The 15,146-nt window shown below is 44.7% G+C and carries 18 protein-coding genes; 1 reads left to right on the top strand and 17 read right to left on the bottom strand.

The annotated features are described in order from the left end of the window. Positions 1–147 precede the first annotated feature (147 nt). The 12 genes from USF70_RS00295 to USF70_RS00240 all read right to left on the bottom strand — a co-directional run bounded on the left by USF70_RS00295 (position 148) and on the right by USF70_RS00240 (position 10,878). On the bottom strand, positions 148–1,980 hold the full coding sequence (locus tag USF70_RS00295) for an ATP-dependent nuclease (RefSeq protein WP_320735153.1): 1,833 nt from the start codon (positions 1,978–1,980) through the stop codon (positions 148–150). An 857-nt stretch (positions 1,981–2,837) separates the two neighbouring features. Further along, positions 2,838–3,332, bottom strand: a complete 495-nt coding sequence (locus USF70_RS00290) for a hypothetical protein (protein ID WP_320735152.1) — start codon at positions 3,330–3,332, stop codon at positions 2,838–2,840. Beyond that, entirely contained in the window at positions 3,316–3,648 is a 333-nt protein-coding gene (locus tag USF70_RS00285) for an STAS-like domain-containing protein (RefSeq protein ID WP_048287128.1), read from the bottom strand. The genes USF70_RS00290 and USF70_RS00285 overlap by 17 nt, the downstream gene beginning before the upstream one ends. Next, positions 3,638–4,918, bottom strand: a complete 1,281-nt coding sequence (locus USF70_RS00280) for an ATP-binding protein (protein ID WP_320735151.1) — start codon at positions 4,916–4,918, stop codon at positions 3,638–3,640. Before USF70_RS00280 ends, USF70_RS00285 begins: the two co-directional genes overlap by 11 nt. Before the next feature lie 569 nt (positions 4,919–5,487). Continuing rightward, positions 5,488–5,814, bottom strand: coding sequence for a hypothetical protein (locus USF70_RS00275; protein ID WP_023301282.1), 327 nt, complete (start codon positions 5,812–5,814; stop codon positions 5,488–5,490). A gap of 236 nt (positions 5,815–6,050) precedes the next feature. Then, positions 6,051–6,836: a hypothetical protein gene (locus USF70_RS00270; protein ID WP_320735150.1), complete on the bottom strand. Its 786-nt coding sequence runs from the start codon at positions 6,834–6,836 to the stop codon at positions 6,051–6,053. Beyond that, a complete protein-coding gene (locus USF70_RS00265; protein WP_320735149.1) occupies positions 6,833–7,006 on the bottom strand; it encodes a hypothetical protein in 174 nt (57 codons plus the stop codon). Before USF70_RS00265 ends, USF70_RS00270 begins: the two co-directional genes overlap by 4 nt. A 411-nt stretch (positions 7,007–7,417) precedes the next feature. After that, positions 7,418–9,181 carry a primase-like DNA-binding domain-containing protein gene (locus tag USF70_RS00260; RefSeq protein ID WP_040172835.1) on the bottom strand — a complete coding sequence of 588 codons (1,764 nt, stop codon included), beginning with the start codon at positions 9,179–9,181 and terminating at the stop codon, positions 7,418–7,420. Then, entirely contained in the window at positions 9,178–9,492 is a 315-nt protein-coding gene (locus USF70_RS00255; protein WP_320735148.1) for a DUF4222 domain-containing protein, read from the bottom strand. The genes USF70_RS00260 and USF70_RS00255 overlap by 4 nt, the downstream gene beginning before the upstream one ends. A 10-nt stretch (positions 9,493–9,502) precedes the next feature. Further along, entirely contained in the window at positions 9,503–9,706 is a 204-nt protein-coding gene (locus tag USF70_RS00250) for a hypothetical protein (protein WP_020686326.1), read from the bottom strand. A 115-nt stretch (positions 9,707–9,821) separates the two neighbouring features. Continuing rightward, a complete protein-coding gene (locus tag USF70_RS00245; protein WP_014830795.1) occupies positions 9,822–10,697 on the bottom strand; it encodes a tyrosine-type recombinase/integrase in 876 nt (291 codons plus the stop codon). Beyond that, on the bottom strand, positions 10,690–10,878 hold the full coding sequence (locus tag USF70_RS00240; protein ID WP_071850044.1) for a host cell division inhibitor Icd-like protein: 189 nt from the start codon (positions 10,876–10,878) through the stop codon (positions 10,690–10,692). The genes USF70_RS00245 and USF70_RS00240 overlap by 8 nt, the downstream gene beginning before the upstream one ends. A 129-nt stretch (positions 10,879–11,007) precedes the next feature. Here USF70_RS00240 and USF70_RS00235 point away from each other — a divergent pair, with 129 nt between their 5' ends. Continuing rightward, positions 11,008–11,187, top strand: coding sequence for a hypothetical protein (locus USF70_RS00235; protein ID WP_095455415.1), 180 nt, complete (start codon positions 11,008–11,010; stop codon positions 11,185–11,187). Positions 11,188–11,536: 349 nt separating this feature from the next. Here USF70_RS00235 and USF70_RS00230 read toward each other — a convergent pair whose 3' ends face one another. From USF70_RS00230 to USF70_RS00210, 5 genes are all read right to left on the bottom strand, one after another. Next, positions 11,537–12,145, bottom strand: a complete 609-nt coding sequence (locus USF70_RS00230) for a Bro-N domain-containing protein (protein WP_006809971.1) — start codon at positions 12,143–12,145, stop codon at positions 11,537–11,539. Positions 12,146–12,166: 21 nt separating this feature from the next. After that, on the bottom strand, positions 12,167–12,379 hold the full coding sequence (locus USF70_RS00225) for a helix-turn-helix transcriptional regulator (protein ID WP_074143186.1): 213 nt from the start codon (positions 12,377–12,379) through the stop codon (positions 12,167–12,169). A 209-nt stretch (positions 12,380–12,588) separates the two neighbouring features. Beyond that, a complete protein-coding gene (locus USF70_RS00220; RefSeq protein ID WP_224787900.1) occupies positions 12,589–13,272 on the bottom strand; it encodes a hypothetical protein in 684 nt (227 codons plus the stop codon). A 9-nt stretch (positions 13,273–13,281) separates the two neighbouring features. Then, positions 13,282–13,653, bottom strand: coding sequence for a hypothetical protein (locus USF70_RS00215; protein ID WP_248248773.1), 372 nt, complete (start codon positions 13,651–13,653; stop codon positions 13,282–13,284). Positions 13,654–13,794: 141 nt separating this feature from the next. Beyond that, positions 13,795–15,009 carry a tyrosine-type recombinase/integrase gene (locus tag USF70_RS00210; protein WP_320735147.1) on the bottom strand — a complete coding sequence of 405 codons (1,215 nt, stop codon included), beginning with the start codon at positions 15,007–15,009 and terminating at the stop codon, positions 13,795–13,797. Positions 15,010–15,146: the final 137 nt, after the last annotated feature.

Genomic DNA, 15,146 nt, shown 5'->3' with positions numbered 1-15,146 from the left:
ACGCCAGAAGACTATTTTAGAAGATAATAGGAGTAAAACATGAATGCAACTAATTGTTTAATAATAGAAAAAATAAAAGAAGACAATAAGGCGCCCTCTAAAATGCCCCCATCACCATTGATTGTGAATATTGGGGGCACTTACAAGTTAGCTTGCTAATTTGGCGCAGAGCCTATCATATATGGCCAAAAACTCATCGCCATCTTGGGTAAAGAAGCTTTCCCTTAATTCGTCAAATGTTAGCGAACAAAAATGTTTATGAGTAACCTTTTTTCCTCCTAATCTTATTGTCAAAGCGTGATTTTTACATATTGCTTTTACATCACACCACTCATCTAAAATTAGTGATGAACCAGGAACCAACCTCTCTAAAGATTTTCCTGTGAAATAGTTTTCTATTTCTCTCCTTCGTAACACATTAAAATCCACATTTTCTACAAAGCCCATCTGCTCAAGTTCTTTTTTATTTGGAGATTCATGCTCTTTACTTTCCTTATCTGAATCCAACACAATAAAAAATGGCTTGTTGAATTCTTTAATAAGATCAAGCGTCACCCAGTGCTTGATACTGCTACACCCCCCAATAGGAATAGTTAAAATACCAAGCTCTTCGAAATGATTTGGGATAAGCGTTTCTTCATGGTACTTTTTACTAAGGTATTTAAATGCTGTACAATCATCTATACCTTCGAGTAAAAGTAATAATTTAGATTTCTCTATAGCCGGAAAGAAAGTGCTATCGGGTTTTATACCTAGATCATTAGCTATCTCCAAAACGTTATCTACTTCAGCATGATAACGATAGTCACCATTTTCTTTTATGACGTGATGTAAATGTCTTTTACATGATTTAGCTACTATGACTGGCGAATGTGTTGTAATGATAACCTGATATCCACTTTTGGTAATGTCAAAGAGTTTATCAAAAAGATTTTCTTGTGCTGATGGATGAAGAAAAGTTTCTGGTTCCTCAAATCCGAATATTATATTTTGATGTTCAACTTCTTCAGCAAGGCTTTCAAAATAAGCCATCATAGTGATACGTCTAAAACCATCACCGCGATTGCTAAGAGGAATAGCCCCTTTATCAGAGATTGACTCAAATGATGTGCTTATTATTTTTGACCAATCGAAATCAACTCTAGCTCTTACCTGCTCAGTTGCTGGTACTACTGCATTTATTTTAGCTGTTATTTTGTCTAATACTTTTTGTAAACGTAAGCGTATAAGTGTTTCCGATTCAGAAGTGTCAATTTCATTTTTTATTGTAGAAAGTGCTAATTCCCTAAAATAATTTTGTATTTTTGTATCACTTTCGTCTAGCGATGAGTCTGCTACAAAGTATTCAAACCTAGGCATTAATCTCTTTACTTCTGCCTCGACTTTTTTAATCCTATTTTGTCCTTGAGTAGGAACTTTATCGAATATGTAATGATATTCATAATTCATCTCAATATAATATGACAATAACTTTTCACGTTTTTCTGTATTGCTAAAAGCTTCAACATCTTTTTTAGTAGCAATGCCTTTTTCTGTTTTAATACCAGCTTCGGTACAGGCCTTTATCAGTTGGGTTTCAGTCATTCCAAAAAAATCTTTATCTCCATAACTACGTCTTTGTATTGATATTTCAGGGGAAACTTTCCCAACTTTAGTCCCATCCCAAGTTTTTCTATACAAAATCAAACCATCTTGATTAACAAATCCTTCTTTTTGAAAAGTAGTTAAAACTGTGTCGTCTATTACAATACCATCATCATTTGGTAAAAAGCATAGAGTGATTTCACAATATTTCTCAGTTTCGTTATTCAGAAATTGCGGGTAAAAAGTTCTGTTATTGATGAAGAGATCCAATGCCTTGAGAATCGTTGATTTACCCGCATCATTTTTACCTACTATGACGTTAAGTTCTTTGATAGGAACTGTTATTTCTTCTTTAATCCCACGAAATCCTTTAATGCAAACTTTTTCTAATCTCATTATTTTTTCCTCAGAGGAGCTGTGTGAGCAATAAAAAGTTAGCACATAGTCTTTTATCTTTGAATACCTGTAATTTTATATATCTATGACTTAACTCAACTTTTGCAGAAGTAAAAATTTTCTAACCTGACAAAAATCGCACTACACCGCACCCGCCTGCGGTTTTCAGATCGCAAAAATTTTTCAGTTGGGATTTTTTACAAATGATAGCGCGAGGCCTTGCCACAACTGGGGATATACAGCGAGCAGGGAACTGAAAAGAGTGAAAAGAATTTCAGCTTTTTTCAGTTTAGCTTTACTCCAACATCTTCATCAATTGAGTTAAGATATTGATAGTAAAGAGATATAAAATTTTAAGTGAGATTTTTTATGTTAACTAACGGTACACTTAAAAGTTAACAAACTGATTCTTATATATATTTTTTTCTTAAGCAGCTGAAATTTAATGAACCGAAGCCAGGAAAATTTTAGTTACTCCCGGCGAACCGTTCACTGGCTCTCTTTGGCTGCCAGTAGAAGTTCTAATGCTTTTTGTCGCTCGTCCGGTGGCAGGGCATCCATTAGCTCTTTAATCCGTCCCTGGCCGCGCAAAGCGTGGGATTAATCGTGTGTGAATTGAGGATGGTGCGATAATAGGAACAAAACAAACACCACGAAGCCATTGATAAATATGATTTTCATTGCGTTTTATTTTATGAGATACCCCCAAAAGTACCCCCAACTCATTTAACATCCTTCCCTATTAAGCAGATAAAACTGTGGGTAACAATATGTTAGATGAGGTTTGAGACAAGTTTAACCTTTCAAATTTTATACACATGTAACTCGTTTGCGCCTTGTGCACAAGGCGCTAGTTATTAAGGTAGACTATCTGGATCAGTATGTGGTGTGTTACGTTTTGATGTAAATATGGATTTGATTTTTTTCAAGTAACTATCAAAAAACCATTTTGTATAATTACCTTCAATTTCCTCTAAAACTGAATATTTCATCTCATGAAGTTCATTTTTATAATCACACTTTTTACTTAACAAATCTAAAGGTGTCGATCTGAGAGAGGATAACTTCTCATCGCATAATAATTTCTTACCAATTCTTTGTGACAAATGAGATAACTGCATTTCAATCAATGAAACACTTGAAGCCAAAAAATTATCCAACTCTAATTCTTTAGTATCTCTTGAAGAAAGCTTGTCTAAAACTTTATCAAATAGAGATTCTATTTGTTGGCAAATCTTATCCTTTTGCCTAGATATGTCATTCCGCTTGAATGCTCTATTATTGAAATAAGACGCAACAAGCCAACCAATTATAGCAATCCCAATACTTGTATAATTAACCTCTGCCTGCATCGCTCTCTGCCTTATTCAATCTTTCATCAATCAAGGTCTCGATACTCTTAATATCTTTATGAGTATAGGTCAGTTTTTTCTTAAGTTGGCTTAATGTATAGCCTTCTACTCGGATCAAACCACCAAACGCTTCATCAATAAATGAACGCCCATAACGATTATATCCAGTCAACTCAACATGAACTAAATCATACTCTTTGAGAAAGCCTGCCAGATATTTACGGAAGTTTTCCCCACAGCCAGCCCCATCGTCAGGATAGCGCCCGTAAGGTTTACTGTTGAAGTCTTTGATAACATTGATATTTTTAGTCTTCATAGCTGACCTTGATGTTCCACTGAATTAAAGTACCTGGTACTTTATGAGTTAACTCGTTAATTTTATCACCTTTCTGATTAGAAAGCTTAAACATACCTAAGTTACTGTAAATCCAGAGATTTCCATGTTCATTATTTAGTACCAAGGCTTTGATACTCTTACTCCCTTGACCATGTTTATCATTGGCAGTACCGGTTACGTCTCCAATCATAGAAATTGCTATTTTTACTGCATCAGAAACAATACCCACTTTCACTTTAGAGCGTTCTGTATAACCTAAACCTATTCTCTCAAGCTCTTCTTTAACAGCAACTTTTAGGCCTGGATATTCTGATTTAAGCGTACTCATAAACCATGTCTTCTGCATTACTGTTTCAGGTATACCAACACCTTCATCATATATAGCAAGATAAAGTTGATCATGAATTACGTGACATGCAAGCCACCATTGCTTTTCATCATTGTTTTTATGTGGATAGGCGTGTAAACCAACGTTATTTATTGCTTCCTGAACAGCATCTGCATATGTGTGTTCTGTTTCAGGTTTCATCTTGTTTTTATAAATTTCTTTCTGAATGAAATCTATAATCTCATCTCTATATTCCCCACCAACCCCACTAATAATTGGTAGATTTTCAACATTTTCGAAGACAGGTTTTATTTTTTCGCCCCGACATAAAGCGACATGACCTGAGTCTCTTAAAAGCTGATTAACCTTAAAATCTGTTGAAAATAATATTCTGTACGATAAACCTTTACGAATTGAAGTCTCAACACTGGCATAAAGGATTACTAATGCCGCCATTTTCATTGTCTTTGTATTTGTAAAATCCAAATACAATCTCTCATCAGGATTATATATTTTATTCCTAACCTCATATATCGAGCGAAGAGAGCGTACAAAAAACAGAGGCTTATCTGGTGAATATATTGAAAACTCAGATGGAAACCGAATTAAGGTATTATCTTTTTTCTTTTGAGACTTTTTTTGCTGACGAAACTGCGAATATTCTTTCCCTTGACGAGAAACTCTTCTCTGCCACCTTTCAAAGGCTAGCCTAATTTTTACATCTTTTTCCTTATTAGCCTTGTTTACCATGCGTTCCCTACCAAGATGCTGATCTTTTCGTACTACGAATGATAGTATAGTTACACCAAGATTGGTATACAGACCACACATCCAGCACAAAAAAAATCCGCTGGCAAAGCCACAAAAAAACACTTTAAAATCAAATAGATATATATGAGTGACCATAATAGCACCGTTCATAACCATCCTCAAGAATGGTCTGGTTTTGTTGTAGCCTAAAAATGCTAAAGTCTTATCGTGCCTTAAATCAGCATCGAAGTTAGAATCTCAAATTAATCCACAAATAGGTTCGTTGCTGAAAAAATGCTATCCAAGAAGAAAAGTCATTAGACTTGAAATTATTAACCATCACCTAACAACCACTCAATAAAACTCACAAATATATTCAATCATTATTCCAGATAACATTTACCGAAGAAACCAACGGTAACTTAGAAAGCTCAGCTACAGATATCTATCTGTGTTGTGCCAACGTCAACCAAATCTTAAAGCCACTTTATGGGCGAACATCTGAAGTTTTCTGAAGTGGCAGCCGTTGACACAGGCATAACAAACCATAACAGGCTGACACCTGCCCTGCTTCGCATCAGGATTAACAAAAGTTAACAGCCAAGGCTCAACAAATCTCAACGCCAGCCCTTTACACTTCTGCTGTAGTTGCTGTTCGTAGGCGTCAGGATCCGTTAGGTTGGGTTGACACTTTTCCCAGTTTCTCGCGAAAAAGTGTCAAGTTTGAGGGGCTGGGGGGTTTACAGTTTTTCGCCGTCCAGCAGGCAGAGTGACATTAAACCAGTTTTGTTCCAGTCATCCAGCGTATCGGGGTGCATTGTGGCAACGTAAGCCAGCTCAGAACGAAGAAACCGTAAAGCGCCTGCTGCACGGTCTTTGCCATAGAAGCTGTGGGTTTCTTCATCCGGCCGGAAGAGAATCAGCAATTGTTCATCGGGCTCGTGCTGAACATCAAAACCCAGCTCAGCGGCTGCTGCCTCTATTCGCTGGCCAGCATTAATATCAGCCGGCAGCTCTTTCCCGCCGTCATGCCCCCATACCCACGCGGCGGCCTGCGCCCACGTCATTGCATTGTGACGCTCACCAGCACCAGCACCAGCACCAGCACCAGCACCAGCACCAGCACCAGCAGAATTTTGTTTAACCTGCGATGCTTCGACATCCACTTTATCGCCTGAAATTACAATTTCACCGCGGGCTATCCAGCCGTAAACAGTTTGCCGGCTGACGCCCATATGCCTGGCGTAGGCTGATTTACTTAATAGCATCGTGATGTTTCCCTCCGGGCAGAAAAAAGCCGCCCTCAGGCGGCCTGCTTCTCTTCTGAATGTGTCTGCCGCTGGCTGCCTTTGAGCATCGCGCTGACATGTTCGCTTAACTGATCAAGGCCGGTCATGCGGGGCAGAACTTCTGATGGATCGTCGTTCTTCCCGTAAACGAGATTGTTATACCAGGTTCGGACAGCTGTAATTTGTGCGACGTCCTTCCTTACCGCGTCGACCAGATCGGCAACCGCGTTAATCACCTGCCCGTTCTCTGATGCAATACGGGAGAAGCCGAGACGTTTTAGCTGTTCCGTATCGAGTCCCGAACACACTGCGTGCGCCCTTAGTAAGGCGTCCGCCAGCTCCTGATGCTTTCCACTGTGCATCGACAGCAGCATTTTTTCCTGGCTGCGGCGATCCAGTCGGGCGAATGCCTGGCGCATTTCACTGTCACGCATGAATCCCTGAATATCATCAGATGCCAGTGGATTAACCGGAGCGAGCTTGTTCTTCAGGTAATCGAGAATGTTTGCGGCCTGCTCGCTTACTGCTGCCACCCCGCGGGTAAAGTCTTTGAGCGTGTCCGGGTTCCGGGCTTCACCTGCCCTGCGATTTTTTGCCTGTTCGTTCAGATCCGGATCGTTGCGGATAACGTCCAGCAAATCCGCCTCAGCTTCGGCCTGCTGCGCCGTTGTCCTCAGGCTGGTGAGTTCGCCCGCCATACCACGGAATAAAGCGGCCATCTGAGTATTTGGCGCAACAACCTTACCGGCATAACCCGCCAGCTCGATGCTGTGTTTCCCAATTTTGATTGAGTAGCTCATTGCTCTGCCTCCATTTTTGATAGCCCCGCATCAAATACCTTGCGCGCAACAGCATGGATTGACGGCGCGATCCCTATGCCCGACTTCTGGCGCTCCCTCTCCTGGATGGTTTTCAGAGCCTGAATCTGCTCCCCGTTCAGCAGAACGGGCTTAACGTTAACCTTGCTCATGATGCCCTCTGTTATAGCGATCGTTAAAGTTTCATTAATCGCAACAATCCAATAATGAATTGCGATTTATGAAACGATATTAATGAATTAGCAGGGGTCTACAACGTGAAAAGAGTGGATGCGTTTTAAAGAATTTGCCCTCAAGGTATACATGGTGTTCATAAAGGCAATAAATTGCTTATAAAACATGAGATTAACCTATGAACACCAGCCTACACTTTTGGATTTCAGGTGTACACGGTATACATCATTCTGTTTAATAAACCATCAGATGATTAATGAGAGAATGAACACCATGTACACCCTGTGTATACCTGAAAACAAGGTATACATGGCTTACTTCACTGATTTATATATAAATTATTCTCTCGATGTATACCATGTATACCTTTCCCCATATTTATCTGAACTTCATTCTTTATGACCGGCTACAGGATGCGTCTGAGGTAACCAGTCTTCCGCACTTTCCGAAAGTTCGACGTTAGTCACCATGCCACGGGCTCTCCGTTCCTTACGGTACTCGTGATTAAACTCCCTCATCGCGCTTTCCATCCCCTCTGCGAATTTATTCAGCGTCAGCGGTTTGTCGAATCCATTGGCCTCAAGGAATGCCAGATAAGCGTGATAGAGATAAATTCGCGGATAGTGAGGCGGATTGCGGTTTCCTACCATCATTCCCGCACAATCAGCCAGGCGCTCAAGGTGAGCGCAGAAGGCATATAGCGGATCTGTTTTCTGCTTTACCTCCAGTGCTTCTTCGCTATTCCGTTGCTCCAGCAGCAGCGCCCGCGCTTTTTCCGGGTTCGCAAAGTTCGCCAGCAGCCGGCGAACAACCACCGGAATTTCAGCGGATATCTTTTCTGCCAGGTCGGGATCCTTATCCTCTTCGCTGACGCGCCGGTTAAACTGGAAAATTACGCGGCGCCGGGAAACGCCGCCGGCGCGTTCGGTGAAAATCATCGGCGTGTTGTTCGTGGCCACAACCACCGCCCGCAGAACGGCGGTGTACTGGTGCTCGTGTTTCGGGTCGATCTCCACCGCATCCCCGCCGGTGATTGCCTTTATCCCGGTGCCCTCACCTGAATATTTGGGCTGATCAGGAAGCGTTATCATGCTCTTGCCGACGAACTGCGCCCGCCCGCGCGCGCTGTCGAGCGCCGCCATGTTCCCGCTGGCGGTGTTATGCGCGCCGGCCAGCATCGTGGCGATATGGGTAAAGACGCTTTTCCCGCTGCCGCCCTCCCCGGTTATCTCGAGGAACAACTGCCAGTCGTACCGGTTCGCCAGCACCATAAAGAGCGCTGCAGCGATGCGCTGCATCTTAATTGCGTCTCTATCTGATGCGTAACTTAGCCACTTATGGAAGTTCGGCGCATGGTCGCGGAGGTTTTCGCCCGGCACCGCTGGCGTATAGGTCACGCCGTTATGGTTGGTCAGCCAGTTATCCTGGCTGTGTTCGGAGAAAACGCCGGTTTCCATATCGTAGACGCCGTTTGCAAAGGGGATCAGGCTGCGCCGCGGCTCCCCCATTACCGGGATAACGATTTTCAGGGCGTCGATAACGTTGTTGATCGCGCGCTTGCTGAAGTTGGTTTTGTTCTCGTTGTAGATAGCCACCATTTCGCGGCTCAGCTCGAGCAGAGACGTTTTCTCCCAGATGCCGGCGCGGTAGACGTACACGCCTTCGCTGTTTTCATGGATCGCAATGCCGGTGTAACGCGCGGCCAGTATGAGCGCCTTTTCGTTATCAGCCAGATCGCGGAGGTTTACATCCGTCAGCGGTTTACCGATCACCATGCTTTTGCCGGCTTCCGCATCGGCTTTGAGGCGCGGCAACTGTGGCGTCCAGTCCTCCAGAAGCTGATAACCTTCAGAGTAGAATTGCGCGCGCTCCACGCCGGCCACCGCCAGCTTTGTCGCGAGAATGGTTATCTGCCGTTCGGTCAGATGCCCGCCGCGGCAAACCCGGGCATAGAGCCGGCCATCATCCACAATCCGGATATTTTCCAGCTCTGCCAGCTGCTTTTTATCCAGCACAACCGGCGGCACCGTATCGCCAATCGGGTTCATTTCCTGCCATGCTTTGGCGAACGTCCAGGCATCGGCGCCGGCAAAGATGATTGACTCCTCCATGAGATCCGCCGGCTGCTTTTTAAGGTTTGGTGCATTCTTCATTTTCTGTTCCCTCGCTCCCTGATGATTTCCCGCATAACCCGAATTCGTTCGATGCCCTGCACCCGCATAATTCGATCGATATCTCTTCCCCCGGTGCCCGGCGCAGAAGAAATAAATTCAAACTCCCGCGCCAGTCTTTCTGGCGTGCAAAAACACGGTGAGCTGTACCCTTCGCGGCAATATGTCACTCTGTCGAATCGGTAACTTTCGATAATTACCAGGTTGCCACGACTGTCCTTCCATTTATCGCCCGGCCTGATTTCAGGGTGAGCGCGGCCACCAGCAGCTAAGCCGGAATTTTTAATCGTCATATTTTTTACCTCACGCCGCTGGCGGGATTACCTGATAACCAATTTTCCTCAGAAAGCGCGCAGCACTCTCCACCGTAAAAATGATCTCGTCGTCCATAAGGGGGCGCATCGACTGAAGACCATTTGACGTGTCCACCAGATAGCGGCCGCCGGCCGGGAAACTGAAAACGTTTTTGCCGTCGGCCCGGCGAACCAGATCGTAAACAGGAGTCATAATTTCTCCTCCCCGTCCCTTAATGACTGGCTGGCAAAACAATATCGCGCGCTATTTAATGGCTCAGTTACGTGACCGCTGAACGCGCCGAGACGGCAAAATTGGATAACCATTTTCATACAGATACCTCCATGGCCAGACGGGATTGAATGGCGGAGGCCTTACTGCCTAACTGGAGGTAAGTTCGGGTAATTGCCGGGTTACTGTGCCCGAGCATTTCAGAGGCGACCAGCAAGCCCTGTTCGCCGCCGGCGGACATGAGATTAAAGGCGGCAATTTTGCGGCTGGAATAGGCGCTCAGGCGCAGACGCGTGTTTACGACGCGCGTAAACCACAGCATTACGTTGTGCAGTTTCTTCCAGATTGTCTGGCGGCTCACGCTACCTTCCAGAGACTGGCAACGGTTACTTTCAATCTGGCTGCGGGAAAATACCAGGTCATCACCGATAAGATTGCGCTCCATGCGTTCGCGCAGTCGTTTGATGATGCCCGGCGGCAGCTGTTTGGTGTCGTGCTTCACTTCAGCCTTTGCCACCAGCTCAAACACGATCGCCTGTTCTTCTTCCGTCATGCCGGCGGCCAGTTCATCGCAGCTCACGCTATCCCAGTGCATGTACCCAATGTGATCGCCAGCAAGCCGGGCAGCGTCCTTGCGCTGCTGGCGAACAATCTCGATCCCCTTCCGGGTAGCTCTGGCTTCTGCTGCTTTGGTCTGCTTCGCTACGATGATTGTTGCAATGCCGGTTTCCCAGTTGATGCACGAGTAACGGAAGTTGCACACGTCGCTGGTACGCCAGCCGGTAACGGTTGCAATATCCCACCAGAGTAAAACCCAGTCCGGCTGGGTCTGCTGGATGCGTTCGCGCAGTTTGCGCTGCTCTTCCCGTTCATAAACAGGGGTCATGGTGCGGGTGCCTTTCGTGGTAGTGGCTTTTACCACGTTTCCGCGCAGCTCGCGTGCTTTTGCTGTCAGGGTCTGGAGGTTAAACATGCTGTACCTCCTTAAGACGAAAACGACACGCCAGAATACAGACACATCCTGCAGGCGTTTTTTCGCGTGCTTCGTGTTCGGTGGAAGCAGTAACGTTGACGATCTGATTTGTGAATTCACCCAGGGTGAGAAAACGCCATGTAAATTCAGGGCGTGTTTGGGTAGACTTAGTGCAAGCCATAATGTTAGTACCTCTAACGTTGTGGTCAGACGCCCTGAAAGTGTTCCCGCACTTCGGGGCGTTGTTTTTTTTAACTTCTGTGTGTAATGTGTCATCACACATAAACACATTACATCGGGTGTAATTAACGTGTCAACACACAAAAACGAGAGACGTGGTAATCCTCCATTCCAGTTTCGGCTGGATCCAGAACTGCGAGAAATGATGGAACGGGCACAACAGCAAGATGGTGATGAATCACTAGCTGCGTGGCTGAAGAGGATCGTTCGCAAAGAACTCCAACAGCGTGGAATTGCCCCTAAAGAGTAAATAATGAAAAAAATCCTGCTTGGTCTTATCGTCTTATTAATAGCAGTATTCGCACTCAAATCATGCCTCAGCAGTGAGAGCGCTTGCGGAAGTAACGAAAAAGACGTACTGAAGCAAAGTTGCGAAAAATTACTAAACAAAAATTGATTATCGCAGGGGGCGACGGAGAGAGCCTCGCCCTTGCTACGGGTAATAATTAATTGGCTGCTTTCGGTGCGAGCGAAGCCCTGCCCCAGATGGGCATAAATGTTCTTCATGGCATTAACCTTTTCGAATTGTTTAGTGAGCTGTCGCGACAAACTTATTTTGAGTGCTCAACATCGCAAGAGCACGCAAGTTATTCACGAACTCAATTTTTTTCATCCGTTAAAGGGCGAACTTCAGTAAACGGCTCATGACCATCTTCGCCTAACAGCTCGGGCTGATACTTACGCCATAGCTGGCTCTCCTCCCGCACAAGAGCCTCTTTTACTGCCTTACACTGCTGCAACTTATACCCGCGTTTGCTGGCCTCCTGCTGATAAGCAGCCATGCGCCGGCTGAAGTCGTTCAGGAACACGAACGGCACTCCATAGAAGCCAGTTTTACGAATTGAGGGAATGACCTCACGGAATACCCAATTACTGAACTGGTGCGCAAAGGTGCCGGGAGTAGTCGCCTTACGACTACGTGAGATCAGTTTGTAGAATCCTGACTCGCAGACAGTTCGCATAGTCTGCTTTCCACCAGGGGTGGGTATTAAACACTCCCCCTTTTCATCATCATCCAGACGTCGCAAAGCAACCTTGTGATCAGTTATTTCCAGAGCTGCGCATACATCTGCCGCGACAAACCATGGCTCACCCAGTATCTTAACAATTCGTACTTTTGCATCCTCAAATTTAATGACCGAAATATCATCACTGCTGTTTTCAGGGTGAGCAAAACCCTGCCCGGCACGGGCATTTTTGATAGTCATATTAGTTTTCCCCGGGCTAAGTTACAGTTGTGGCTTTGTGGAAATTAACGCATCACGCTCTTCGATCCTCTGGCTTATCCATTCGTCAATTTCACTTTCAACAAATGCGATAGATCGGGCTCCAATTTTAACTGATTGTGGAAAGCGATTTTCTTTAAGGAGACGATAGATCCACGCTTTGCTATAGCCTGTTCGTTTCTGTACTTCTGCAAATCTAATTAATGAATAAGACATATATACCTCGTGTCGTCTAATGAAGTTCACGAGAATAATTTAATCAGAACTAGAACTATGATTGTGGAAACCGATATAAGATTGTTGGAAGGGATGACAGATAGCCTACAGGCCATAAAATCGTTTTTTTAAGTGCGTTTGGAAATGACTAAAGCATGAACGCGAGACTTTGGAAGTTGAGACCCGCGTTCACATTAACTTTGGAAATGCTAACCATCGCTTTCTGGAAATGTGACTTCCAAAGCCTCCTTTATGAGGTTTGTCATCTGTTTTTCCGTCACTACCATCCCTTGATATCCCAGAGTAGCCAGGTTCTGTGCAACCGCACGAGCAATTGCCAGTTTGTTCAGGCGCTCACCATTTCGATAGCTCTTACTTGATTTTTCGAGGGCGATAGCCATACCTGCAATCATCATCAATGCAGTGTTTTTACCGGGGAACTCCCCCCATTGATCTAGATAGACCTGATTTGTTTGTTCATTTACAGTTGGTTGCTGTAAGGGTAAAGGCCAGTTGAAATTATGTTCTGTAACCCATTTTTCAACCTCACTACGCACGAGCATACAATCACGCCGATCATGATCCATGTTATCGTAGTGGGAAATATCCCTTGCGGTTAGTTTTGAATTATCAATCGCATCCCAGAGAGATTCTTTATAAGCTTCATATTCGTGAGATTTTTCACCTGTAATATTTTCTCTTGGATTTGCGCCAACAATTAAACGTGCAGAGTCACTAAGAGAGATGCTATCTCTTGAAAGATATGGAACAAGCCAACTTGGTAAATTTTTCTTTAAACCAATGTTATATTCCAATAAATTATCATGCAGATTAAGGCCTAACGTTTTCTCAATCTCTGAACGATTAAATCCTATAAAATCAAATGAATTCATAGCATCACCTTAAAATGGAATATCATCATGAAAATTGAGATCTGAAGAGCTAGAGGTTTGCTCTTGGCCATCTTGTGTCATAGATGGAGTCCATCCCTCGTAAGGAGGTTCATCCATAGTAGGGTTTGCCATAACACTGCTAAGCATTTCATAGGCACTAAAAGAAGGATCACCGAAGGTTGGTCGTCTGGTGATTCCACGAGAGTCTTGTATTAATAGACTCGGCGCGTATTCTTGTTCTTCATCAAGTTTAATGATTATCCAATTTGCGATTTGATCCCTTGTCATATCAGGGAATTTTGCCTCAATTCGAGCAATCAATTCCCTAATGCTTATAAACTGCTGTTTTTTTGCTTTGAGCTCTACTGCTGGATTAAGCATACGCCACCTCGCGTCCTCTATCTGGTGGCATTGCCAGCCCGCAGAGGTGCGCGGGTTTTCGGTGATCAGCCTAGACAATGCCTAATTATTGTTCGTCTACAGAAGTCTACTACTGTCAATTAACACTGTCTATACATACAGTTAAGCTCTTTTCCCAAACGTTCCGTGCACTACATTTTCGCCGTTTTCCAACGCCTCCATATAGTCGGCATACCACTGGAGCATTTCGCGGCGGCCATCCAGATACTGAGCGTGGTTGTACGTTCCTCGTATAGAGTTTTTGTCGACGTGTGCCAGCTGCGTTTCAATCCACGCGGTGTTGTAGCCCTGTTCGTGCAGGATGGTACTCATGGTGTGCCGGAAACCGTGCCCGGTGACTTTTCCGTTATAGCCAATCCGCTTAAAGACTTGGTTTATGCTGGCTTCACTCATTGTTTTTCGCGGATCGTTACGGCCTGGGAACACAAGCGGGTAATTGCCTGTTAGCTCTTGGATCTGACCAATAAGCGTAAGAGCTTGCCTGGACAATGGCACCACATGAGGGCGACGCATTTTCATGCGTGAGGCGGGTATTTCCCAGACCGCCTTACTGATATTGATTTCATCCCAAAATGCCCCACGGAGTTCGCCGGGACGCAATCCGGTGATAATCAGCAAACGAGCAGCCAAAACTACTAACTCGCTTCCTGAATATCCTGACAACGCATTGAAGAAATCAGGCAATTCTTTAGGTGTGAGGAAAGGAAAATGATTGGACTCGTGCCCTTGCATCGCGCTGGTGAGATCCGGGGCGGGGTTATACTCAGCTCGACCGGTGACTATTGCGTAACGGAAAACTTCCCCACAGCGCTGCCTAACTTTTCTTGCCTTTTCGGTAGCGCCGCGCCCCTCAATGCGCCGTAGCACATTCAACAGTTCAAGCGGTTTGATTTCGGCTATTGGTTTTTTGCCAATGTATGGGAACACATCTTTATTGAAGGCTTCGAGGATGTCTGAAGCATAACCAGCAGACCATTTTTTTAGTTTGCTGCTGTGCCATTCATGGGCAATATCTTTGAAGGTGTTGTTTAACTGAATTTCACGGGCAATCTTCTCCTCCCGTTTCGCTTCCATAGGATCGATACCCCCAGCGATACCCCTTTTCGCTTCTTCACGTTTTGCCCGAGCATCGGCCAATGTGACTTCAGGATACACACCAAGCGCTAACAGCTTCTCTTTGCCGGCTACACGATACTTGAGCCGCCAGTATTTGCCGCCATTAGGTTTAATCAGGAGATACAAACCACCACCATCAGCCAGCTTGTAAGGCTTATCTTTAGGTTTGGCGGCATCCACCTGCCGGGCGTTTAGTTTCACTTGGGGGTACCTCCTCTAGACCGAACAGCATATACCCCCATAAGTACCCCCAAACGACCGTAGATTTCAGGGAACTTTAGTAGACGTAGAAATACTGAAAGGGGCTGTAAAGCGCAGAGTATAAGGGGTTTCAGTGA

It is taken from the genome of Enterobacter sp. 237C8 (genome assembly GCF_034106865.1).
GTDB lineage: Bacteria > Pseudomonadota > Gammaproteobacteria > Enterobacterales > Enterobacteriaceae > Enterobacter > Enterobacter asburiae_B.
This window is presented reverse-complemented; position numbering and strand designations above follow the sequence as displayed.